This window comes from Magnetococcales bacterium (assembly GCA_015232395.1).
In the GTDB taxonomy this organism is placed as follows: Bacteria; Pseudomonadota; Magnetococcia; order Magnetococcales; family JADFZT01; genus JADFZT01.
In genome coordinates, this window is sequence record JADFZT010000075.1 from 1 (window position 1) to 22896 (window position 22896).

General features: G+C 53.9%; 17 protein-coding genes. 12 read left to right on the plus strand and 5 right to left on the minus strand.

The window, feature by feature from the left end:
* The 3 genes from HQL52_16510 to HQL52_16520 all read right to left on the minus strand — a co-directional run.
* Nucleotides 1–540: Na/Pi symporter (locus HQL52_16510; GenBank protein ID MBF0371053.1), on the minus strand; the 540-nt coding region annotated here is incomplete at its 3' end.
* 84 nt (nucleotides 541–624) lie between these two features.
* Nucleotides 625–1230 carry a universal stress protein gene (locus HQL52_16515; GenBank protein MBF0371054.1) on the minus strand — a complete coding sequence of 202 codons (606 nt, stop codon included), beginning with the start codon at nucleotides 1228–1230 and terminating at the stop codon, nucleotides 625–627.
* Nucleotides 1231–1265: 35 nt separating this feature from the next.
* Nucleotides 1266–1616, minus strand: a complete 351-nt coding sequence (locus HQL52_16520) for a hypothetical protein (protein MBF0371055.1) — start codon at nucleotides 1614–1616, stop codon at nucleotides 1266–1268.
* A 480-nt stretch (nucleotides 1617–2096) separates the two neighbouring features.
* Here HQL52_16520 and HQL52_16525 point away from each other — a divergent pair, with 480 nt between their 5' ends.
* The 7 genes from HQL52_16525 (at nucleotide 2097) to HQL52_16555 (ending at nucleotide 12226) form a co-directional block, all read left to right on the plus strand.
* Nucleotides 2097–2846: a response regulator gene (locus tag HQL52_16525; protein MBF0371056.1), complete on the plus strand. Its 750-nt coding sequence runs from the start codon at nucleotides 2097–2099 to the stop codon at nucleotides 2844–2846.
* Nucleotides 2847–2872: 26 nt separating this feature from the next.
* Nucleotides 2873–4645: a PAS domain-containing protein gene (locus HQL52_16530; GenBank protein MBF0371057.1), complete on the plus strand. Its 1773-nt coding sequence runs from the start codon at nucleotides 2873–2875 to the stop codon at nucleotides 4643–4645.
* 669 nt (nucleotides 4646–5314) lie between these two features.
* On the plus strand, nucleotides 5315–7156 hold the full coding sequence (locus HQL52_16535) for a Na/Pi cotransporter family protein (GenBank protein ID MBF0371058.1): 1842 nt from the start codon (nucleotides 5315–5317) through the stop codon (nucleotides 7154–7156).
* A gap of 82 nt (nucleotides 7157–7238) precedes the next feature.
* A complete protein-coding gene (locus HQL52_16540) occupies nucleotides 7239–7646 on the plus strand; it encodes a hypothetical protein (GenBank protein MBF0371059.1) in 408 nt (135 codons plus the stop codon).
* An 87-nt stretch (nucleotides 7647–7733) separates the two neighbouring features.
* Nucleotides 7734–9983 (plus strand): CHASE domain-containing protein, encoded by a 2250-nt coding sequence (locus HQL52_16545; protein ID MBF0371060.1) that lies wholly within the window; start codon nucleotides 7734–7736, stop codon nucleotides 9981–9983.
* A complete protein-coding gene (locus HQL52_16550) occupies nucleotides 9980–11413 on the plus strand; it encodes a sigma-54-dependent Fis family transcriptional regulator (protein ID MBF0371061.1) in 1434 nt (477 codons plus the stop codon). Before HQL52_16545 ends, HQL52_16550 begins: the two co-directional genes overlap by 4 nt.
* A 132-nt stretch (nucleotides 11414–11545) precedes the next feature.
* Entirely contained in the window at nucleotides 11546–12226 is a 681-nt protein-coding gene (locus tag HQL52_16555) for a hypothetical protein (GenBank protein ID MBF0371062.1), read from the plus strand.
* Nucleotides 12227–12283: 57 nt separating this feature from the next.
* Here the strand turns inward: HQL52_16555 and HQL52_16560 are convergent, their stop codons facing one another.
* Together HQL52_16560 and HQL52_16565 are read right to left on the minus strand one after the other, a co-directional pair.
* On the minus strand, nucleotides 12284–12685 hold the full coding sequence (locus tag HQL52_16560; GenBank protein MBF0371063.1) for a Rieske 2Fe-2S domain-containing protein: 402 nt from the start codon (nucleotides 12683–12685) through the stop codon (nucleotides 12284–12286).
* A 225-nt stretch (nucleotides 12686–12910) separates the two neighbouring features.
* A complete protein-coding gene (locus HQL52_16565) occupies nucleotides 12911–13141 on the minus strand; it encodes a hypothetical protein (protein MBF0371064.1) in 231 nt (76 codons plus the stop codon).
* 552 nt (nucleotides 13142–13693) lie between these two features.
* Here HQL52_16565 and HQL52_16570 point away from each other — a divergent pair.
* The 5 genes from HQL52_16570 to HQL52_16590 all read left to right on the plus strand — a co-directional run bounded on the left by HQL52_16570 (nucleotide 13694) and on the right by HQL52_16590 (nucleotide 22658).
* Nucleotides 13694–14830 carry a SpoIIE family protein phosphatase gene (locus HQL52_16570; GenBank protein ID MBF0371065.1) on the plus strand — a complete coding sequence of 379 codons (1137 nt, stop codon included), beginning with the start codon at nucleotides 13694–13696 and terminating at the stop codon, nucleotides 14828–14830.
* Between the two features lie 848 nt (nucleotides 14831–15678).
* On the plus strand, nucleotides 15679–16287 hold the full coding sequence (locus HQL52_16575; GenBank protein MBF0371066.1) for a hypothetical protein: 609 nt from the start codon (nucleotides 15679–15681) through the stop codon (nucleotides 16285–16287).
* A 502-nt stretch (nucleotides 16288–16789) separates the two neighbouring features.
* Nucleotides 16790–18484 carry a diguanylate cyclase gene (locus tag HQL52_16580; protein MBF0371067.1) on the plus strand — a complete coding sequence of 565 codons (1695 nt, stop codon included), beginning with the start codon at nucleotides 16790–16792 and terminating at the stop codon, nucleotides 18482–18484.
* Between the two features lie 381 nt (nucleotides 18485–18865).
* Nucleotides 18866–21328 carry an EAL domain-containing protein gene (locus tag HQL52_16585; GenBank protein ID MBF0371068.1) on the plus strand — a complete coding sequence of 821 codons (2463 nt, stop codon included), beginning with the start codon at nucleotides 18866–18868 and terminating at the stop codon, nucleotides 21326–21328.
* Between the two features lie 424 nt (nucleotides 21329–21752).
* Nucleotides 21753–22658, plus strand: a complete 906-nt coding sequence (locus HQL52_16590; protein ID MBF0371069.1) for a chemotaxis protein CheW — start codon at nucleotides 21753–21755, stop codon at nucleotides 22656–22658.
* The last annotated feature ends 238 nt before the right edge of the window (nucleotides 22659–22896 follow it).

Genomic DNA, 22896 nt, shown 5'->3' on the forward strand with positions numbered 1-22896 from the left:
GGAATCCCTGGTACGTTGGCAGCGGGCTGATGGCAAAATGATTTCCCCGGCGGACTTTATTCCCCTGGCGGAGGAGATGAAGATCATGATAAAACCGATGGTGATCAAGAGTGAGGCATACTTGGTCACCTTGAAGGCCACGATCTGGGCGGTCACCGTGGTACCGATGTCCGCACCAAGGATCACGCCGATCGCCTGGGAGAGGGACATCAAGTCCGCCGTCACGAAGCCCACCAACATCACGGTGGTCACCGATGAGGACTGGATGATCGCAGTCACCACCAAGCCGGTGATCAATCCCATGACCCGGTTGGTGGTGAGCTTGCCCAGAATATCCTTCATTTTTTCGCCAGCGACCATTTTCAGGGCGTCGCCCATCTTCTCCATACCGTAGAGGAAGATGGCCAAGCCGCCGAAGAGTTTCATGGTGATGGTGAAAAAGTTCAAATCCTTGGCTTGCTGAGCAGCCTCGGCGGTCCAAGGCATGGAGACCGCAACTGCCGTCAGGGTGAACAGGGCGATGAGCACTAGACGTCTCATCCAATCCTTTTGCGTGATATTCATTCTGCACTCCTCATTATCTTGTGAATCAGGTAACCAGTGGTCTCTTCGCAACCACTGCAACTAAGCTCTATCCTTGACCACCAAAACCGGTGCTGAAGCCAACTGCACCACCCTTTCCGCCGTGGAGCCCATCCAGCCCGCTACGGGTTCCATCCAGTTACTGGAAATCCCTCCCAGGCCGCTGCACCCCATGACGATCAGATTGGCGGCTTTTTTCGCGGCTACATCCAGGATGCAGCGGGTGGGCTCCCCCCGGGCAAAGGTGGTTTTCAACTTGATGCCAGCCCGTTGTGCCCGATGGTTGAGGCCTTGCTCCCGAATGGTTTCCGCCATCCGGTCAGCGGCTTCATCCCGCAGCCGATGAAATCTTTTACGGGCCTTTTTGGCGTCATATCCAGCATCCAATACCCCTGCCGGGTCATGGATCACATGGAGCAGGAGAACGGTGGTTCCCATGGCAGCGGCCGAATCAATGGCCTGCCGGGCGGCTTCCAGGCTGTCAGAGGAAAAATCGATGGGGACCAGGATGGTATCATCCCCCTCCCAACCCTTTTTTCCAGGAGAGCCCCAGGGACCGGTTCCCGAAGGATCGGACCCACTGCCGTCATGGGGGTTTCCAGCATAAGGACACCCGCCTCCCGAGGGTCCGTCTCTCAATAGGAACATGGGTCTCTCCCTGGAAATGGCCTGAAAAAACCGGATCATCCGTCATTGCTGGGAGCGCCGGAAAAAAGAACCACCCGCTGGGAAGAGCGAATCCGGGGCAACAGTGGCTCGCTGTACCAGGCCTTTTTGTCAGCAGCAGCCACGGCCTTGGCTGCTGGCACCCGCAGCCACCAGGCCCCTACCAGGGTGATGAGACCCAACAAGATCAAGCCACTCTCCCCTTCCACCTGGTTGACCCCGACGGCCAGTGACCAAAAGCCCAGGGTGGCTATACCGGTAAACAGGGCTTTTCCCGCACCATTCAGGTTTTGTTGCCAATCGGCACTCACCTGAGCGAAGCGACTGGGTGGCGTCGCGTTTTGTTCAGTTGCGGTTTGTGTGTACATAACAATCTCTCCTTTAAAGCTGGTTTCAATGGGGCTGGGTGCGGATATCTTATGAAGATCATGTAAAGATTTGTTCCGCTGCCCGCCTCTTGATTTCTTGCCTATCTACATTACAGATTGCATGCCAACCAGTTGTTTTTAATAATTTTTTAATCTTTTCAACGGGTTTGAAAGGAAAGCCTGTCTGTGATGTTGATGTGGAGGGGGTGTAACGTTTTGAAACATTTATCGACTTTTGCAAAGATCCTGAAATGGTTTCTTGAAAAAAAAGACCGTTTATTCAGCAAGATGGGGTAAGATGTCGATCACTGTTCATTTTTTAAAAACGAACACCCCTTTAAAGCTCTGGAAAGACTTTTATGAACTTCACATCCCAAATGCCTTGAGATGAGCTATCCAACAGCTGTGGGGAAGGCTTGGACAGAGAGGGCTGTTTTATAAAGTTCACTCTATTTTTCAAAATGCTGGAGAAACATCTCGATGGAATGGTCGAAATCGAAGTCCAAAAGCAAATCCGACGGCCCCCTCATTTTATTGATCGAAGACGAGCAGGATGTGGTCTCCGCCATGGCCTTCAAGCTCAATCTGGAAGGGTATCAGACCCGTTTTGCCATGAACGGTGAGGATGGTCTGAAGGAAGCGCTTCGAGAACCAATCCCCAACCTGGTGTTGCTGGATGTGATGTTGCCGGGGATATCGGGGCTGGATGTCTGTCTACAGCTGCGTCAGGATCCCCGAACGGAAATGACCCCAGTGATCATGGTGACCGCCAAGGGAGCCGAAATCGACCGGGTTTTGGGGCTTGAAGTGGGGGCGGACGACTATCTGGTCAAGCCCTTCAGCGTCCGGGAGTTGATGTTGCGTATCCAGGTCGCTTTGAAGCGCTCCACTCCCAGGGAAGCACCCAAGGAAGCCCCTTTAAAAATTGAATTTGGCAAGCTCACAGTGGAGATGGATTCCCATAGGGTGTTTGTCGACCAAACTGAAATTCAGCTGACCGCCACAGAGTTCAAGCTCCTCACCCTCTTCGTTGAATCCCCCCGGCGGGTCTATTCCCGGGATTTTTTATTGGATGTGGTCTGGGGATTACGTTCCATTGTGCAGACCCGCACAGTGGACTCTCACATCGCCCAGCTCAGACGCAAATTAGGCGTGGCTGCCGACTGCATCGAAACCATCCGAGGCGTCGGTTACCGATTTAACCCATCCGTCGAAAAAACCAATATCTGACAGCGCATCATGAAAGAGGATTCCCCATGAAAATCGGCATTCGGGGCAAACTGTTTTTAATCTCTCTGCTACTGGATGCTGCCCTCCTGTTTCAAGTAGGCTTCACCCTCGAATCCACCTTTCGGACACGCCTCGAAAAGAGCATTGAAACTCGGCTGATGGAGACCACCCGCCTCCTCCAGGTATTTTTGGAAGCGGATATCCGCCGGGTCACCATATCGGAAATCGACAAACTCTCGGATGTCATCGGCGAGACCGCCCACGAACGCATCACCATTATCGACAAGTACGGTCGGGTGTTGGGGGATTCCCGTCTCTCCACCAGCGAAGTCCAATCTGTGGAAAACCATCTGGACCGCCCTGAGGTTCAAGCGGCTTTCAAGGAGAACAAAGGACTTTCCCGACGCTATTCCAACACCCTGAACGTGGAGATGCTCTACGCCTCCCGCATGATCACCATCAGCGGTGAACCCGTGGTACTACGAATTGCCAAATCTTTGGCTGAAATCGAACGGGCCATCGCTGACCAGCGGCGGATTTTGATCATCGCCCTCTTTCTCTCCTTCCTCCTGGCGGCCCTCTTTACGGCGCTGGCCATGGAATATATCACCCGTAATTTCCGTAAACTGGTGGATCGTGCCGCCACCATGACCCAAGGGTTGAGCGGTCAACTCATCCCCATTCAAACCGGTGATGAAATCGGAGGGCTGGCTCAATCGTTCAATGATCTGGCCGAAAAACTGGAAACCACGGTGATGGAGTTGGCCAACGACCGGAGCCGGATGGGGGCGGTGCTGGAGGGGATGAGCGAAGGGGTGCTGGCTCTGGATCGGGATCAACGCATCTCCCTGGTCAATCACACTGCCGCAGAGATGCTCGACATCACCTCCGACACCATTGGCAAGCCCCTGAAAGAAGCCGTCCCCGTGACGGAACTGGCCAAGCTGGTCGAAGAAAACACCCCGGACCAAAACTGTTCTACGGAGTTCGACATTCTGACCCCCTCCCGCCGCTGTCTGCAAATCATCGGCACCTACACCCAAGCCAACGGCGGCTGCGTGCTGGTTTTGCGGGATGTTACTGAAGTGCGTCTGGTGGAGCGGACCCAGCGGGATTTTGTCGCCAACGTCTCCCACGAACTGCGCACGCCGGTGCATATCATCCTGATCAATGCCGAGCTTCTCCAAGACCTCCACTCCGAAAAAAATCCCGCCGAAACAGAGCTGCTGGAAGCTTTGGAGCGCAATGCCCGACGACTTTCCCGCATCATCGAACACCTGCTCTATCTTTCCCGCATCGAAGCAGACCAACAATCCCTGGCCGTCAAGCGCATTTCATTGCTGGCCGCAGTCCATCACACCCTCTCCCTGCTTAAAAAGGTTGCCAACGAAAAAGGCATCACCATCGGTTGCACCGTGGAGTCGGAGCTGGAGCTGCATACCGACTTTGAAGCCCTCTCCGAGGTGGTGCTGTTCAATCTTTTGGACAATGCCATCAAATATTCCCCCCAAGGATCCCGGATCACCATTCGCACGCGCAAGGTGGGTCGAGAGAGCCGCCTGGAGGTGGAAGACAATGGTCCGGGTATTCCACCGGAACACCAACATAAAATATTCGACCGCTTTTTCCGGGTGGATGTGAGCCGCTCCCGGACACTCGGCGGGGCGGGGCTGGGGCTGGCCATCGTCAAGCAGGTGGTCGAACGCATGGGAGGCCGCATCGGGATGGAGCCGATCCTCCCCCACGGCTGCCTCTTCTGGGCTACGCTACCGGGATTGCGCAAAGGGGATGGGGAGTGAGGAAACTACTGATGATCCATCAGGATCCTTCAGACACTTGCCCCCCCTGACACACCCTTCCCTGATACGCTCCTCCAATTATCCTAAATCCGGCAGTTGGGCGTGTGTGGCTGGTGCAGGATATTGGTTCACATAGTGAATTGGGAGAAATCGCCGTCACCTGATTGGTCACAAGATTTTCTCCCGATTTGCTTGGTGGATCAAGAAGCTGGGGCATGTGCGTACGCCCAACTACCGGATTTAGGATTATCTCAGCCGATGCCATGCAGACCTTTGGGGGGGAATCCATTCCACCATGAACAACCTCACGCAACGAATCACCCCTCTCCTTGGTTCACTATCCCGGCATGCCCCGATCATGGCGACAAATTTGACCAAACCGTTAAACTGAGTTACGATTTTGTCGTTTTTCCTCTCAGCCATCCCCTTCGTTTATCCTGACACCGAACTGTCCCACTTTTCAGCTTCCTCCTTGCAAACCCGTTCAAGCCCCTCATCCTTCGCACGCCATCCATACTTATTCCCCTTTGAAAAGCACTTTTCACACACTTTTGACGCAGTCTTCATACCCTCTCCATAAACAGACCTGCCACCTCATCTTCTCTGCATAATCGATCTCTATACTGCCTCCCAGACAAATAAGTTCAACCCAACCAAGGGAGATTACGTATGGCTTTCGACAAGCGTTTCTGGACACTGGGGGAGGGTATTGGGAGACGTCTCCTGTTGCTCACTCTGGTAATGGGAGCCCTGGCCTTTCCTTTCACCGAAGCAATAGCGGGATCGGCGGGCGGCAAGGAGATGGCCTGGGGTAGCATGGCCATGACCCTCCTGGGCGGTCTGGCTCTGTTTCTCTATGGAATGGAACAGATGGCGGACGCCCTGAAGGCGGTCGCCGGTGACCGGATGAAGGCCATCCTGGCGAAGCTCACCACCAACCGCATTGCGGGGGCAACGACCGGTGCATTCGTGACCGCCATCATCCAATCCTCGTCGGTGACGACGGTATTGGTGGTCGGCTTCATCACGGCGGGACTGATGTCCATGTCCCAAGCCCTGGGGGTGATCTTCGGCGCCAACATTGGCACCACCATTACCGCTCAAATCGTGGCCTTCAAGGTAACGAAGCTGGCGCTTTTGATGGTGGCGGTTGGTTTTGCCATGAGCTTTGCCAGCAAGGAAGGCAATACCAAACAATATGGTTTCATGATCATGGGGCTTGGTCTTGTCTTCTTCGGTATGAACGTCATGAGCGGTGCCATGAAGCCTCTGCGTTCCTACCAACCCTTCCTGGACCTGATGGTCTCCATGGAAAGTCCCATGGTAGGGATATTGATCGCTGCGGCGTTTACGGGTTTGATACAGTCATCATCGGCCACGACGGGCATCGTCATCGTCATGGCGAGCCAAGGCTTTATCACCCTCCCTGCCGGTATCGCCCTGGCCTTCGGTGCCAACATCGGTACCTGTGTCACCGCCCTCTTGGCCTCCATCGGCAAACCCCGAGAGGCCGTCCGAGCGGCGTTGGGGCATATTTTATTCAACACCTTCGGGGTCATAATCTGGATCGGTTTAATTGATCCATTGGCAAACTTCGTCACCATGATGTCCCCGGTGGCGGATCCAAGCCTCCAGGGCATGGAAAAGCTGGCCGCCGAAGTGCCCCGTCAGATCGCGAATGCCCACACCGTGTTCAACGTGGCCAATACTATTCTCTTCCTCCCCTTCACCAACCAGTTTGCCGCCATCATCAACAAGCTGTTGCCGGACCGCCCGATGACCAAAGCCGAGGTGATGGGTGTCGAGACCAAACCCGTCTATATCCAGGAAGTGCTTCTGGCTACCCCCTCCCTGGCTCTGGACGCCGTACGTCGTGAGATCAAAAGCCTGGGGATGCGGGTGACTCTGATGTTGAACGACATCATGCCGGTGCTGCTCCATGGCGACCTGGAAAGTTTGAAGAGCATTGAAAAACGCGACCAGGAAGTGGACCAGATTCATGCGGGCATCATCCACTATCTGGGGCGCATCAGCCGCCGTCAGCTCTCCCGTGAGCAGACCCAGGAGATGATGACCCTGGTAACGGTGGTGGACAATCTCGAAGGGGTCGGCGATCTCATCGAAACCAACATGGTACGTCTGGGTGAGCAGCGCCTGAAAAAGGGGGTTGAGGTGAGTGAAGTCACCGAGGCCAACATCATGGAGTTCCACAAGGTGGTCTCCCGGGCTCTCGACTATGCCATTCGTACGGTGACCGAGGAAGATATCGAGGCCATCAACAAGATCAAGGAGATGGACGAAGAGGTTGAAAAAATCATGGAAGAGGCCGCCGGACATCACATCCAGCGCCTCTCCGCCGAAGCCCCCGGACGTGTGGAAGCCTTTGCCGTGGAGATGGACGTGATGGACAAATTGCGCCGCGTTTTCTCTTATGCCAAGAACATTTCCCGACAGTCCGAAGGATTCATGCAAGCCAGTGAGCAGCCTTTCTATTCGAAGGCCGCACGCTAGAAAAAACCTCAAGATCACCTTTCAACACCCCAGGGGCGGATGCTTCGGCATCCGCCCCAAACCCAGCCGAAAGGTCAAGACCATGGAGCAGCAAGGCCATATCGAAAAAACCGAATCCACCCCCCCGCTGGCACCCGTGACCCCCTTGCCCCAACCAGGCCGCCTCATCCCATATCTGATCTATTTTCAACTGGCCTGTCTCTACAGCTTTCGCAAAATCATGAAAAAAGCCCCTGGTATCTGGTGGTTTGCAGCGTTGATCTGGGGTGGCAGCTCCTACGCCATTTTGGTCAGCTATATTCCCACCGGCGACCCCGAACAGCTCAACACCATCTGGATGCTCTGCTCCCTGATGTGGCTTCAGTTCGGCCTCGCCTCGACCCTTTACATGTTTGCCAAAAAAAACCTGTCGGAGGCGGCCAATCGGCTGTTTGTCACGCTGCTTCCACCCCTGACGCTCCATTTCGTCATTTTTTCACTGGTCTTATGATCTCCCGGTCTACCAGCACCGACGCCAGACCCCATCGGCCTGCCCACATCGAAACCAGGCCCTACCGGAATAAGGAGTCATTGCCCCATGACCCCGGCCATGTCCAGAGGTGAAACCAAAGGGCCAGGGCTCATTTCAAGCCTGGTCACATCCACCTCGGTCTGGCTGGTGGCCTTCACGGGACTCACCCTCTCCGTGGCCACCTTTTTGATCATCCAGCACCAGATGGCCCTGCACAAACGGCTCGATTTTGATTGGGCCGTCCAAAACCGCTACCGGGCGCTGCAAAAGGAGATCGACAAAAACCTGATGGCGGTGACAGAGCTGCGCCACTTGCTGGCCGGTTTTGAAAAGGTCACCCGAAAAAATTTCCAGACTTCGGCCCAGGCCATTTTGTCCACCTATTCCGAAGTGGAAGCCCTGGCGTGGATTCCTAAGGTTTCTCTTAAGGCGCGGTCGGGTTTTATCGCTGACGCTCGCAGCCATGATCCGAACTATCGAATCCATACCAATGAAGAGGCGGAGCCAACCCGTTACAGCCAACCCATTCATTATCCTATTTTGTTTGTGGAGCCCGCACTGGAAAACCCGGAGTTGCCGGGGCTTGATCTCATCACCACACCCCTCTGGAGAGCCCCCCTGGAGCGGGCCAGGGCGTCTGGAGAGATGAGCGTGGGAGAGTGGTTTTTACCCCATGCCTGGCCTGATTCGAAGGCCCGAATCGGGGCTTTTTTAGCGTTATACCGACCTGAAATATCGGTCGCAGCCTTGGGGCAATCCCTGGAAAATCTCCAGGGGTTTGTTGCAGGCATCATGCGCATCGATGCCCTGGTAGAGGCTTCCATCGGCCATCTGGAGCCTCGGGGAATCGATATCTGGCTCCATGCCCAATCCAGACTTGAGGCACGGGAAGTGCTTTTCACCTACCAGAGCCGACTGGCCACCCCGGAGGATCCCATTGCTGCCAACCCGCCCCCCCATACCCCCCGCATGCGCATGACCGATCAACTACAGGTAGGGGATCGCAGCTGGCGGTTTACCGGTGAGGAAACACCCCGGTTTCGCAGTGCCCAGGCCTTTCACGAAGGCCCCTGGCTGGTGCTGCTGGAGGGCTGTTTATTTACCTTGCTGCTCTCCCTCTATCTCTACCGTCTCAAGCGGGACATGCGCATCCGCCTTGAGATGGAAAATGCCCTACAGGAGAGCAACGAACGCCTGGGAACACTCCTGGCCCACTCTCCGGATATTATTCTCACCCTGGATCAGAGCGGCACGATTCTTTTCATCAATCGGGCCTGCCCGGGATTGGGCTTGGAAAAAGTCGATGGGGTCTCTTTTCTGGACGCCTTGGCTGTCAACTGCCGACGCCGCTATGAAAAAGCCCTCACCCGGGTGTTCGAACACAACCAGGTAGGCTATGTGCTCTGCTCCCATCCCGATTATTCCTGGTGGGATGCCCGGGTGGCGCCGGTGCAGCGGGATGGGAAAGTGACCACCGCCATGGTCATCCTGCGGGATGTCACGGAAAATCAGATCCTCCAGGCCCAGGCGATCCGTAGCGCCCGCCTGGCCTCCCTGGGGGTGCTGGCGGCCAGTGTCGCCCATGAAATCAACAATCCCAACTCCGCCATTCGCTTCAACGCCTCCATTCTTCAGCGGGCCTTAGGGGATATATTGCCGGTGATCGAACGCCACCACGATGAAAATCCGGGATTTGCCGTCGGGGGCATGCCGGTGGAGGAGGCTCTGACCACCCTGCCCAAGCTGCTCCAGGGGGTTTCCAGCAGCTCCAACCGCATCAAAAAAATTGTCGCCAATCTCAAACACATGGCCCAGCAGGACCGGGGTGGGAACGATGATCAGGTTTCCATTCCCGACGCCCTCCATGCAGCGGTGTCGATTCTGCAAAACAAGATCAAAAAACACACCGATCATTTTCAGCTCGCTCCCAAGAAGGAGCTACCCCCGGTACGGGGCAACATTCAACAACTGGAACAGGTTTTCATCAACATCATTCTGAATGCCCTACAGTCCCTCCCGGACCGAGGAAAGGGAGTGGCTGTGGCAGCCGAACTGGAAGAGTCGGGGGAATATCTGAGCATCAAAATCCAGGATCAGGGCTGCGGCATTCCCAAAGAGAGGTTGAGCATGATTACCGAACCCTTTTTTACCACCAAGGAGGAGAGCGGCGGCACCGGCCTGGGGCTCTCCCTTTCAGACCGGATCATACGCAATCATGGCGGCAGGCTCTCCTATGAATCCAGCCCTGGAGAGGGCACCCTGGCAGCGATCCGTCTGCCGGTCATTCCATCCACCCTGGATGGATTGCAGACATGAGCCACCCCAAGCGCACCACCCCACCCGTCATCCTGGTGGATGATGATGAAGAGGTTCTCTTCAGCTCCAGCGTCCTGTTGAAGACCTTTGGCGTCACCTCTGTCGTGACCATGGCCGATGGCCGTGATCTACTCCCCTATCTGGCTAAAAAACCAGTAGGCATGATCGTGCTTGATTTAATCATGCCCCACATTTCCGGCACCCAGCTGCTACCGGAAATCGTCCAGCACCATCCGGAAATTCCAGTGGTGGTAGCGACCGCTTCCCAGGATGTGGAAACCGCTGTCCAGTGCATGAAAAACGGCGCCTTTGACTATCTGGTCAAGCCTGTCGAGGAGAGCCGCTTTGTCTCAGCCATCAAAAGGGCGCTGGAGGTGCGCTCCCTGCGCAACCAGGTCTCCTCTCTCAAGGCCTGTCTGCTCCAGCACCCGGGCCACCGCCATGAAGCCTTCGACGGCATCATTACCAACAGCCCCCGGATGGAAGCGGTCTTTCAGTATGTCCAGGCTCTTTCCAGCTCCACCGAACCGATTTTGATCACCGGGGAGACCGGTGTCGGCAAGGGGGTGCTGGCCCAGGCGATCCACACCGTGAGCGGTCTGGCTGGAGAACTGGTTTCGGTCAATGTGGCCGGTCTTGATGAAACCATGTTTTCCGACACCCTGTTCGGCCACCGCAAAGGGGCCTTTTCCGGGGCGACCCATCCCCGGGAGGGGCTGGTATCCAAAGCCCACGGGGGGATACTGTTTTTGGATGAAATCGGTGACCTGGACAAACGCTCCCAGGTCAAGCTGTTACGCCTGCTCCAGGAAAAATCCTACTATCCCCTGGGATCGGATCTGCCCCGCTTGACCGATGCCCAGGTGGTGGTGGCCACCAACCAGGATCTACGCCACCGGATGCAGGACGGCTCCTTCAGGCAGGATCTTTTTTTCCGCCTCTCTGCCCATCAGATCGACCTGCCCCCTTTGCGGGAACGTCTGGAAGATATCCCTCTGCTGGTAGGCCATTTTCTCCAAGAGGCGTGTCTGGCCATGGGCAAGCCCACCCTGGAGCCGCCACCGGAACTTTTCACCCTTCTCTCATCCTATCCCTTTCCCGGAAACATCCGGGAGCTGCGCTCCTTGATCCACGATGCCGTGGCCCGACATCGCAGCGGTCAGATTGTCTCCATGAAAAGCATCAAAAATGCCATCCGCGCCAACACCGCTGGCCTGGATCCTTCAGCCAGCAAGGTGATGAATCAAATCCGCTCCACAGTGCGGGCAACGGGGCGTTTTCCCACGCTCAAAGAGGCGGAAAACCTGATCGTCCAGGAGGCGTTGCGTCAGACTGAAGGCAATCAGGGTATTGCCGCCATGCTGTTGGGGGTCTCCCGCCCGGCTCTGAACCGACGGCTCATGCGACTCAAAGCTGAGGCCAAATCATAGGACTTGAAATTCCGATCCATTGGGGTCATGGTCGTTGAAAATTCGTTGTGTTGAATCATATCCTGCTTCCCGGAGGATCCCCTGAGAGGGAACTATCCCAGGGAGGGATGAGCCTGAAGAAAGCGTGTCATCATGGTGCTCTTGGATCGACTCTCCCGATTTAAAAAACGGCTTTCCATACGCGCTGAAAATGATCCTCTGGAATTGGATTTTTCCGGCCCCTATTTTCCGCAGTATCTGGATCAGGAGCTTGTCTCCTCCCCAGCGTTGGCCCTGGGGATGGCCCGGCGGGAGATGGCGCTTGTCTGCAATCTGATCGAAGAGATGATGGTGGATAACTTTGAAGGGATGATCGCGTGGCATCCAGGGATTTTTCAAGGGGTGCAAGCCCAAGGGGAAGGGGTGGAAAAAATCGTCACCGCCATCCGTGACTTTCTCAACAAAGCCAGCAATCATCCTGCCAGCGACCAGGATGCCTACCGGCTACTCACTTCAGTCAACACCGCAAACGAGTTGCAACTTTTGGGAAAAGCGCTCATCGGATTTGCCGGAAAGCCCCGGGACCCCTTTGCCCCTTCCGCCCTGGAAAAAGTTGAGGAGGTTGTGGATACGCTTCTGGATCTCTTCCGTTCTACCAGTGCCTGCTTGGTGACGAATGATACCGCTCTGGCGGAGGCCGTTCTGGCACGCCCCTGCCCAACCCTCCCCACCCACCTGCCTCAGCTGGAACAGATAGCGGAAAAAATTCATTTCCACTGTCACTGCATCGCCCGGATGGTGTGTCATTCCAAAAAAACCAGCTCCGATAATTGATGCATACCTTGGATCCAACGCCAAAACCCCAAAAGCCTCTCAGACCCAGGCCAAGGATCAAGCTTGATCAAGCTCTCCCTCGCCAATAACCAACTGCCCTTCCATCACCTCCACCGGTACCGGCTCCAGGCCATCGCCATCGCAATCCCCTGAGAGACACCCACCGGTTTCGATATCAAAACGGGAGCCATGCACCCCGCAGTAGATCTGCTCCGGGTTGTGTGTATCCAGAAAGTTGCCGATGTTGTTTGGGTTGAGTGGCGTACCCGGGAAATGGCTACAGGCGTTGACATAGCCACGAATACCCCCGGCATGCCGCAAAACGAACAGGCGAAAGGGGCGCTTACCTTTCCCGAAATGAAACTCCTTGCCACCGGATTCAGGTAGTTCATCCAACGAACAAAGCACCGTTCCGGGAGCGGGGGCCAGGGGGTGGGTATGCCACTTGGGCAGGCTCATGGGGGAGTCCTTATGGGCGATTATTTTGAGGTGATAGGCTTTTGACGGCGACACGCTCCAAGAGCTGTCGGCCAATCTTTCAAGTTCAATTTCTACCCATGGTAGAAAGAACCATCCTAAAGCGCAAAGACGGGGGAGCGCCGGGCTCTCCAACACCCCATTTTGTCAGTAGGGCCGTTGTGGCATACCAGCTGGCCAACTATTCAGTAATACTCAAAAGCCCAGTCAGGCTGCTGAGCGGGTGCGGGGATAGCCTACCAGGGAGGAGAGAGAGCTGGATTGACGCACATTTTGCCGCGTGGGGGGAAAAAGTGCCGAGGCAGCGGCATCGTGAGAGGCGTTGAGCAGGTCGGTCAAGTCACGTGCTTCGTTGATGGAGAGCCCTTCAACGATCACCCGGCCCTCCTGAAAAAGGCTGTATCCGGTGCCATTTCTATGAAATTCAAATGGTTTCATGATCATCCCTGATTCCGGTAAAGTTTATTTCATAAACCTTGTCCCCGGTAGATTGCAGCATCCATACCAACTGGCTGCTTTCAAAATAGTAACCGCATGCCATCCTGGACACGGCCAAACCACTCTTCCCGTTCAGGCGAGAGTAACCCATGAGGGGATTGGACACCACTCTCTTCAAAAAGTTTATCCATGTCCGATAAATTTAAGAAATAATTGTTTTCAAGAGTCTTGTGGGAACCTTTTCAGGAGATGGCAGACCAAAAAAACAATGATATTTCAATTCCATTACTTCAGACACTGAACAAATAAAAAAACTTTCACCTGAAATCAGGCCTGTAGAGTATATTTTTCCATCGTTCTCTCCAACAATCAGCTGCTATTACATTTTTTCTGTATCCCTCTTCCTTTCTACCTCTCTTGATCTCGCTTAAGCAGCCAAAACCGTGCTAAAGTGCGAAATATTTTTTATGGCGATAAAAGAAGGCTCTGGGAATATCATTCATCCCGTTGCCCGATATCTCTTCAACCACTCAACAGTATGGGAACGACAACGTGTCAGCCAAAGGGGCAAAAAAATCGATTATTCTGGTGGTGGATGACACCCCAGGCAACATCGACATCATGGTAGGCGCCTTAACCGGGGAGTATGTCGTCCGTCCTGCCACCAACGGTGAGATTGCCCTCAAGATTGCCCACCTTACCCCCCCACCGGATCTGGTATTGCTGGACATCATGATGCCGGGAATGGATGGCTATGAAGTGTGTCGCAGGCTCAAGGCCGACCCATCGACCCGGGAAATTCCGGTTATTTTCGTCACGGCAAAATCCGAGGTGGCCGATGAGCTTGAAGGGCTCAAGTTGGGGGCGGTGGATTACATCATCAAACCCTTCAGCGTGCCCATTATGATCGCCCGGGTCAAAACCCATCTGGCTTTGAAAGAAGCCAAGCAGACCTTGGACAAGCAGAACGAACTGCTTTTGAAGGAGCGGGAGCTGATTGAAAGCATTATCCTCAAAATGCGGGGAGCCGACGGTTTGGATGTACGTCACCTGCGCTCTTTGGTGGCTCCGGTGGAGGAGACCGCCGGGGATATGCTCCTCTCCACCTTTACCCCACAGGGGAGACAGCTGATCCTCATGGGAGATTTCACCGGTCATGGTTTGCCTGCAGCGATTGGCGGACCGTTGGTGACCTATATCCTCCATGAGATGGCCGCCCAGGAAGCTGCTGGAGAGGAGATCTACCGGCAAATCAATCAACAGCTGTGCGCCCGTCTCCCGGCCCTTTTCTTTTTTGCCGCAGCCCTCATCGAAATCACCCCTGATCGAACAAGCGCCCAAATTTGGAATGCCGCATTGCCGGAGCTGGTGTTGATTCGGGAAGGTGAGATCGTAGAGCACATGCCCTCCAACTTTCCTCCCCTGGGAATCACCAAAAAACTGAACCTTGCCGAAGAGACCATTCATGTCAATCTTGCCAATGGAGATAAGCTCTACGCCTTTACCGATGGAGTGATCGAAGCCCAGGGAAGCCACGCGGAAATGTTTGGCACGGATCGATTTGAGGACTTTCTCAAAGAGATGGCTTCGACAGGCATGGCCTTGGAAGAGATTCTGCCCCGCCTGGAAAATCACACGGGCACCTCTCTCCACGACGATGACATCACCCTGGTGGAAATTACGATTTGATGGCTGGGAGGGGAGGAGCTGGTAATATAAACCCCGATTCCGAAGAGTCCCTGCCTTTTGCTCGATAATCACTCCAACTGAAGATGAGGCATGCCTCCCCCCTAAGCGGAAATCCAGGAGAGATAAAGTTTGTATTCAAAAGAAACACCAACCTTACAAGAGGCCTGCGCGGGCTGAAAGTAACGCAAAACCTGGTCATATTCGCGCTGGACTTTCTGGATCCCCACCTTCGCGGGGATGACGAGCCAGAAGAGCATATCCATTTTTAAAATGGGGCTATACCACATCCCCAACAACCTCCTCAGCAGGGTCAAACAACCCTTTTCAGGTTGAACGATGGCCCTTTTCTCTGAAATGAATCAACCAAGAAAACCCAAGATCCATTCTCGGCTCAGAATGACCATTCTGGCTGCCTTCCATTCCGATAGATGGCAACCCCCAAAAGCCCACACCGTTTTACAACGATAACGACTCGTCGATTTCACTATCAGCCGACCCCAGAAGACCCTATATCGGTCTGGTTGTTACCCATTTTTATTTGAGAGCCTGTTGCAATATGTCGATTTTGGTCGTAAGGCTTGGCTTGTAGTTTTTGAGAATCGTAGCATATTCAGGTATATGTGAGACTCACAGAAAGCTGTGAAACGCTGCATCAAGGCCAAAAGCGGCATATTGCGACAGGCTCTTGAAACGACCAGCACCTTGAAGCATTTTTCATTTTTCAGCAAAACAGCCACTATTTATGATAAACTGCTGGAAGATGTTACAATACTCTACAAGCTGTTTGGATGCACCGAACACCATGTTGCGCCAACGCTCCGTTCAATCCACAAGAAGGGAACCACACCATGGATGGGAATGAATTTCGTGCCTGGTGGGATCAACGATTCCAAGGGATTGCACCTGTTGGCTGGGCCATACGCAAAGCGCTTCCCCAACGCTGGTTGCGAATTCACAGCCTGCCCGAGTCAAAACGCTATCCGGAAAATGAAGAGGAGTACGCCATCCTCCTCGACCGTCACAATCAGGCCGCTACCGAAGTATTGGGGGCTGGCAACGATTGTATTCTCCTGTTTTCCTCCTTTGGTGTGGAGCCGGGACCGGCTCAATTTTCTGAGCCACTCCCCTCCCCCCATCTCGATCTGGTACAGCGACTACAGGAAGTACCCGGCAATGAAAATCCCTTCGATGATCCCGATTCACCCGACGATCCGGAACCGCTCTTCCTGAGACAATCCATGGTCGGCACAATCTGGCAGTCTGGGGCATTCGATACCCTCCTGCGGGAGGCGGCTGAAGATCATCTTCTCCACCAACTCTTCATCTCCCTGGCCACCGAAGAGCTTTATGCCCCCTACGATGGCGGTGCCGATCTGATCTTTGCCACCACCGAAAAACGGGATGCCTACCGGGAAAAATGGTCATCCTGGCTCTCCACCCATCCGGAAGGATTGTAAGCACCAAAAACCCACGCCATATTATTTCTCTGCCTCCGGTAATTTCCACCCATGAGCCGGTTTAAATCCCAGCTGGCTTTCACCCCCCCCCGCAACGGCAATGACGGGACATTTCTTTGTCAAAATCAATAACATATCCCGAATTGTCGGCATTCGACAGCACAAAACGATCCTCTCTCTCCCACGCCCAAAAGGGCAGCTTCTGACAGGCGTGGGTAATAATTCGACAGTTCAGACGAAGAGAGGGATACCCTCACTGAACAGATGGGGATACACTGCTTGAGGGAGTGGGGATTCCTTGGCTCGAAACAGAGTGTCCAAATTTCTTAAAGAATGTCTCTCCCCATCCAAACCATGGATCATCGCAACGCCTTTGCGAATAAAAGAAAAAACGCTAAATTTTGCCCAGAACATTTAATGCAGGTCCGGGGGCCAGGCCGGAATAATACGATCAGCCACTTTTTCCATGACTGATGCAGGCCCCTCTGAAACAGGAGAGATCATGCAAAAATCTGATAGGGAGCGGATCACCAAGGAACTTGAGAGCCGACAACAAGCGTTTGGCGAGCAGCTGCCCATACGCCTTGAGGAGATTGCGGCTACTTGGCGGGGCTGGTCCAAAGAGGGGAAAAAAAGTGATTTGGTCGCACTTCACGGCCTGCTACACAACCTGGCAGGTGCTGCTGGAACCTTCGGTTTTGGCGAGCTGGGAGAAAAAGCCCGGGCCATTGAGGTGCAGCTGAAAACGATTTTGGAGGCAGAAAATACGAGACCCTCTGGGACACACGATTCCATCGATCCGGACGAAATCGAAGGACAATTGATCGAGCTGAACGCCCTGATCAACGTGAAGGATGGCTCGGATGCCGGATTGTTTCAAAATCCACCCCCCCTCCCCCATCAGGCATCCAACCAAAAACAGGAAAAGCCCCTCACCCAAAAACGCCTATTTGCTGTGCTGTCTGATCCGGCCCAGCAAAAAGAATTGGCCATCCAGGTAGGTCATTATGGTTATGAAATAGCCATTTTCGACCACTTGGAGGCGTTTACCCAGGGATTGAAGGAATCCTCTCCCGATGGGATCATTCTGGATGTGGAGATGCCGGACGGCAATGGCATAGATGCCTTGGCGGCACTTCGACGGGAAAACCGTGCGGGCTGTCCAACCATCTTTATTTCCAACCAGGACAATCTCAAAACCCGTCTGGCCACGGTTGCGGCCGGAGGAGCGGCCTTCTGCCCCAAACCATTGGATTATTCCTATCTCATCGATCTGCTGGATGATTTGACCGACGATCTGCCACCAGAATCCCCCCGGGTGCTGATTATCGAAGATTCCGCCTCCTTGGCCGAAGTGTATGCCATCATTCTTCGGGGGGCCGGGATGGAAACCCAACAAGTCTTAAACCCTCTGGAAACCATGGAGCCGTTGGAATCGTTCCAGCCCGACCTGATTCTCATGGATATCCACATGCCCCACTGTTCCGGTATCCAACTGGCTGCAGCCATCCGGCAACAGAAAGATTTCGACTCCATTCCCATCGTCTATCTTTCCGGGGAGACCGATCCCGGCAAACAGCGGGAAGCCGTCGCCCAGGGGGGAGATGAATTTCTCACCAAGCCCATCCAGGCGGTGCAGTTGATCTCTTCGGTCAAGGCCCGCATCAAACGCTATCGGAAGCTACGTTCCATGATGGTGCGGGACTCCATGACGGGCCTCTATAACCACGCCCGCTGCAAAGAGTTGATGGCGTTTGAGCTGGAACGCGCCAAAAGAGAAAAATCTCCGGTTGCCTTCGCCATGCTGGATATCGATAAATTCAAGTCCGTCAACGACACCTACGGCCATCCCACCGGTGACCGGGTGATCAAAAGCCTGGCTCGACTCCTCAAGCAACGGCTGCGCAAAACCGATATCGTCGGACGCTTCGGCGGTGAGGAGTTTGCTGTGATTCTGCCCAAAACCGGGGGAAAAAGGGCCCTGGAGATCATGAACAAGCTTCGGGAAGCCTTTGGCCTGATCGAACACCAGCACGAGGAGACCCTGTTTAAAAAAACCTTCTCCTGCGGCATTGCCGTCTATCCGGATTTTAACGATATCAAAGCCCTTTCCAAAGGATCGGATGAGGCCCTTTATACCGCCAAAAATGGTGGTCGCAACCGGGTGGTAAAGGCTGCTTCCAGCTCCCGAAATTGAACATTGTTGTCAGCACGGACCCAGGAATGGCTTGACTGAAATCCCAATAAAAAACATAAAATTCCGGCCCCATTTGAAACAGCTGCACCCACTCATGCCGTCAGGGGGCTGACCCTGGGATGAATCACGGATGGCTGGATCCCTATTCATCCGGGCTCCTAGAATAAATGGACAATGGAAACAGCCCGCCCTCTTCCAGAGAAAGTTCGTTGGTTTTTGTTCACTTGAGAGCGGTATGTTTTTATTTTTTTTATACGCCAGTAAATAGATAACGATATAATCAGCCGTATTGATGGCCATTTATTTGGGCAAAATCCGGTCAAGGATGGACTGGACGGTCAAACGGCTTGAACCCTTCATCCCATCAAGGGCACGACCTAAATGGATGACGACCCTTCAAAAAAGAACGAAATTTTTCAAAAGCTTCTAGCCATTCGCACAGAGTGGGCAGCCAAGCTTCCAGAAAAATTGCAGCAGATGCAAACGCTTTGGCAAAACCTGCAAAAGGGGGCGTGGCAACCTGAGCAGCTGCGGGAACTGCATCGGTTGGTTCACTCCCTGGCCGGGTCGGGGGGCACCTTTGGTTTTCCCCAGATTGGCCTGGAAGCCCGCAAGGTGGAAATTCTCCTGAAAAATTTTCTGGAGGAAGAGGACCCTCCCGGGAAGTCCGAACAGAATAAAATCAGCGCTGAACTGGATCGATTAAGTCAACTCTCCCAAAAGGCTTTGGATAAGGGCGTCCCCCCTCCTCCGGTTCCGACCCTGGAAAAAAAGCCTGAGCGTAGCCGACAAAAATCAGGTGAGTTGATCTATCTGGTGGAAGATGACGCTGTGCTGGCCGAGGAGCTTAAACTGCAACTGGCGCTCTACGGCTATTCCGTACACTGGTTCGACACCCTGGCGACTTTTCAGATTGCTTTTCAAGAGCAGGAACCCGATGCCGTCATCATGGATATCATCCTACCGGATGGCTTGGGGACGGAGGCGCTCCAAAAAATTCGTCAAACACGGGGTGACACCCCACTCAACACCCTTTTCATCACCGTCCACGACGATATCCACCACCGACTCGAAGCGCTTCGTGCCGGGGGAAACCGTTTTATCAACAAACCCTTTAATCTCCCTCAGATCGTCGAAGGGTTGGAAGCGATCAACCAGGAAAAAGAGGAAGATCCCTACCGGATATTGATCATCGACGACTCTGTCTCTTTCGCCGGTCACTGCGCCCTGTTGTTGCGTCAGGCCAGCATGGAAACCATGGTGATCACCGATCCCCTACAGGCGTTCAAAGCCTTGGTGGATTTTTTGCCGGATCTGATCCTCATGGATCTCTACATGCCCCAATGCAGCGGCCAGGAACTGGCCCAGATCATTCGCCAGCGGGAAACCTTCGTCAGCCTGCCCATTGTCTTTCTCTCCGCTGAAACCGACCCCCAAAGCCAGCTTCGCGCCATGAATCTGGGGGGCGATGATTTTCTCAACAAGGGTATCGAACCGGAACAACTGGTGGTTGCGATTCAACACCGGGCCAAACGCTCCCGACAGATCCGCGCCCACCTCACCCGGGATGAATTGACCGGACTGCCCAACCGCAATGCCTTGAAAGAAAGTTTGCGCCAGGCTGTTCGACAAAGCCAGCGGGCTGGCAGCAAAATGGGCCTGGCCATGATCGACATGGACCTCTTTAAAAACATCAACGATAGCCTGGGCCATATTTTTGGCGACAAGGTGCTGATGGAGATCGCCCAAAGGATCAAAGGTTGCCTGCGACCCGGAGACATCGCTTGCCGATTGGGGGGAGATGAATTTGCCGCGATCTTTTTGGAGGTCGCTGAAAGCGCCGATGTGGGCCATGCCGCCAACCGAATCGAAAAGGCTCTCAGCCAACCCATTCATCTGGATGGCCAAACCATCCACCTGACCGCCAGCCTGGGCATCACCATCCATCCCGACGATAGCGAAGATCTGGATATTTTGATTACCAATGCCGACTTGGCCCTCAACTCCGCCAAAGCCAGTGGTCGCAACGCCCACCATTTTTTCATGACGGATATGGGCACCCAGGCCAAACGGCGTCATACCCTGGAAGGGGAGCTGCGGGAAGGGTTGCAGCGGGGAGATTTTATCCTCCACTACCAGCCCAAGGTGGATCTACCCGATCGGCGCGTGGTGGGAATGGAATCTCTGGTGCGCTGGATTCATCCGGAAAAGGGGATGATCTCTCCGGGGGAATTCATTCCCATCGCTGAAGAGACCGGCCTGATCATTCCCCTGGGAGATTGGATTTTGCGCAAGGCCTGCGCCGATACCCGGGAATGGTTGGATCAAGGTCACGATCTACGGGTGGCGGTCAACCTTTCCTCCAGACAGTTTCAACAAGCCAACTTTATCGAACAGGTCGAATCAGCCCTTGAGGAGAGCGGTCTGCCTGCCAAAAATCTGGAACTGGAAATCACCGAAAGCATGGTGATGGGGGATATGGACAAAGTGATTGGCCTGTTGCAGCAGTTTCGGGAGCGGGATATCCACATTTCAGTGGATGACTTTGGCACCGGCTACTCCTCCTTGAGCTATCTGAAACGATTCCCCATCCACGCCCTTAAAATCGACCAATCCTTCATCCGCAACATGCACGAGGATGAAGATGACTCCTCCATCGTCAAGGCGATCATCTCCATGGGCCATAGCCTGCGCCTGAATATCGTCGCCGAAGGGGTTGAAGAGAACGAACACCTGGAGATGCTGGAAAAGTTGGGCTGCGAATTTATCCAGGGTTATTATCTCAGCAAGCCCCTGCCCAAAGAGGCCTTTTCCCAATTTTTGCGAGAGCGCAACCTGGACTGATCGCCGAACAGCCCCCCGGCGGCGAGGAGATGCTCTCTGACGGAAAATCAACCGGCTTTCCCGGCAGACGATAGAGCGATACCCTGAAATAATCACCATCTGATATCCCAAAACATCCCCCTGGAAAGAATAATCAGGCCTTCCCATCGATGGCTGACGGTCGCTGCACCACTATCGAACCTGCGTACCACCTTCAGGCAACCGCCAACAGCCCCTTCTCCTCCTTGACTTGATCTTTTTGTTCGGTTGTACTACAGATTTATTGCAAATTTCAGACAAATCGCTATGATTCCTTCGACAAACTGGTAGCTGATGAGGGAATTTCAGTATTGGCTGATGAAGCACACTCTTGTTACGTATAATATTAAATATAAGCTAAAGCAACTTGTGAACTTTTATTCACCAAACCAAAGCGGGGGGGATCATGAATCAAGAAGCGTCAGAGGGGGGGGAGATGAATCAAGAAGCGTCAGAGGGGGGAACCCTCAATCAAAAAACGCCAAAGATGAGTCCATTTCCCATAGATGGCAATTATCTTGTCTTTACTGTCAACCGCAGGAGCTACGGGGTCAAAGGCACCGATGTGGTTTCAGTGATCAACATGCCCTCTGCCACGGCCATACCCAACATGCCTGGAGAGATGCGGGGGGTCATTGATTTTCAGGACAACGGCATTCCTCTGCTGGATCTACGCCTGATCTTTGGTGACGAAAGCCGGGTGCTGGAGACCGATACCCTGATCGACAACATGGCCCAACGCAGGCAGGACCACATCAACTGGGTCAACACCCTGAAAGACCAGGTTTTCAACGAAAAGCCCATCACTGTCCAGACCGATCCCAGCAAGTGCAAATTTGGTCTCTGGTACGATAAATTCCAAACGGACAACCTCAATCTCCGAAAATATATGGACCGCTTTGACGAGCCCCATAAGGCAATCCACCATGTGGCCATTGAGGCAGCAGAGATGGTCAAGGCGGGTCGCCCGGAAGATGCCAAAAAGCTGGTCAACGAGACCGAATCCGGCGTTTTGGTGCGCCTGCTTCAGCTCTTCGACGGCATCTCCGAGTTGGTGCAACGCTATCTGATGGAGTATGCCATTGCCGTGGAGATCGAAGGCAACCGGTTTGCCGTGGCTGTGGACGACATCAATTTTTTCAACACCCTTGACCATATCCAACATCCCCTGCCATCGGGTATCTCCACCAATGGTGAAGCGGGCATTGTGCAAGCCATTGGCCGCTATCAGGAAGAGGGAAAAGAGGATATGAACGACGTGATGCTTCTGGATATGGATCGCATCTTAAACCGAACGGGTCTGGCCAACTGAGCTGTCATACGAATTCTGGTTCAAACGATGAGCTTAAGGCCATTGTTTGATCTTCATTCAAAACCGAAAAATCTGCCACCCAGAACACAAAGGCCACAGAGGGTAAAACATAAAAAACAGCTGAATATTCCGAACACTACCGGGCACGCGTTTTAGCTCGATTGTAACTATTCAGCACCCTGCCGCAAATAAGACTTGACAGCCTTTTTGGTCTGAAAATGTTTTACTGACTTCGTAG

Bases quoted from the DNA above. Each gene is read 5' to 3' on its own strand.
- HQL52_16580 (MBF0371067.1), top strand. From the start codon at position 16,790: ATGCAAAAATCTGATAGGGAGCGGATCACCAAGGAACTTGAGAGCCGA.
- HQL52_16590 (MBF0371069.1), top strand. From the start codon at position 21,753: ATGAATCAAGAAGCGTCAGAGGGGGGGGAGATGAATCAAGAAGCGTCA.
- HQL52_16540 (MBF0371059.1), top strand. From the start codon at position 7,239: ATGGAGCAGCAAGGCCATATCGAAAAAACCGAATCCACCCCCCCGCTG.
- HQL52_16520 (MBF0371055.1), bottom strand. From the start codon at position 1,616: ATGTACACACAAACCGCAACTGAACAAAACGCGACGCCACCCAGTCGC.
- HQL52_16585 (MBF0371068.1), top strand. From the start codon at position 18,866: ATGGATGACGACCCTTCAAAAAAGAACGAAATTTTTCAAAAGCTTCTA.
- HQL52_16555 (MBF0371062.1), top strand. From the start codon at position 11,546: ATGGTGCTCTTGGATCGACTCTCCCGATTTAAAAAACGGCTTTCCATA.
- HQL52_16525 (MBF0371056.1), top strand. From the start codon at position 2,097: ATGGAATGGTCGAAATCGAAGTCCAAAAGCAAATCCGACGGCCCCCTC.
- HQL52_16560 (MBF0371063.1), bottom strand. From the start codon at position 12,685: ATGAGCCTGCCCAAGTGGCATACCCACCCCCTGGCCCCCGCTCCCGGA.
- HQL52_16575 (MBF0371066.1), top strand. From the start codon at position 15,679: ATGGATGGGAATGAATTTCGTGCCTGGTGGGATCAACGATTCCAAGGG.
- HQL52_16565 (MBF0371064.1), bottom strand. From the start codon at position 13,141: ATGAAACCATTTGAATTTCATAGAAATGGCACCGGATACAGCCTTTTT.
- HQL52_16530 (MBF0371057.1), top strand. From the start codon at position 2,873: ATGAAAATCGGCATTCGGGGCAAACTGTTTTTAATCTCTCTGCTACTG.
- HQL52_16515 (MBF0371054.1), bottom strand. From the start codon at position 1,230: ATGTTCCTATTGAGAGACGGACCCTCGGGAGGCGGGTGTCCTTATGCT.
- HQL52_16535 (MBF0371058.1), top strand. From the start codon at position 5,315: ATGGCTTTCGACAAGCGTTTCTGGACACTGGGGGAGGGTATTGGGAGA.
- HQL52_16550 (MBF0371061.1), top strand. From the start codon at position 9,980: ATGAGCCACCCCAAGCGCACCACCCCACCCGTCATCCTGGTGGATGAT.
- HQL52_16545 (MBF0371060.1), top strand. From the start codon at position 7,734: ATGACCCCGGCCATGTCCAGAGGTGAAACCAAAGGGCCAGGGCTCATT.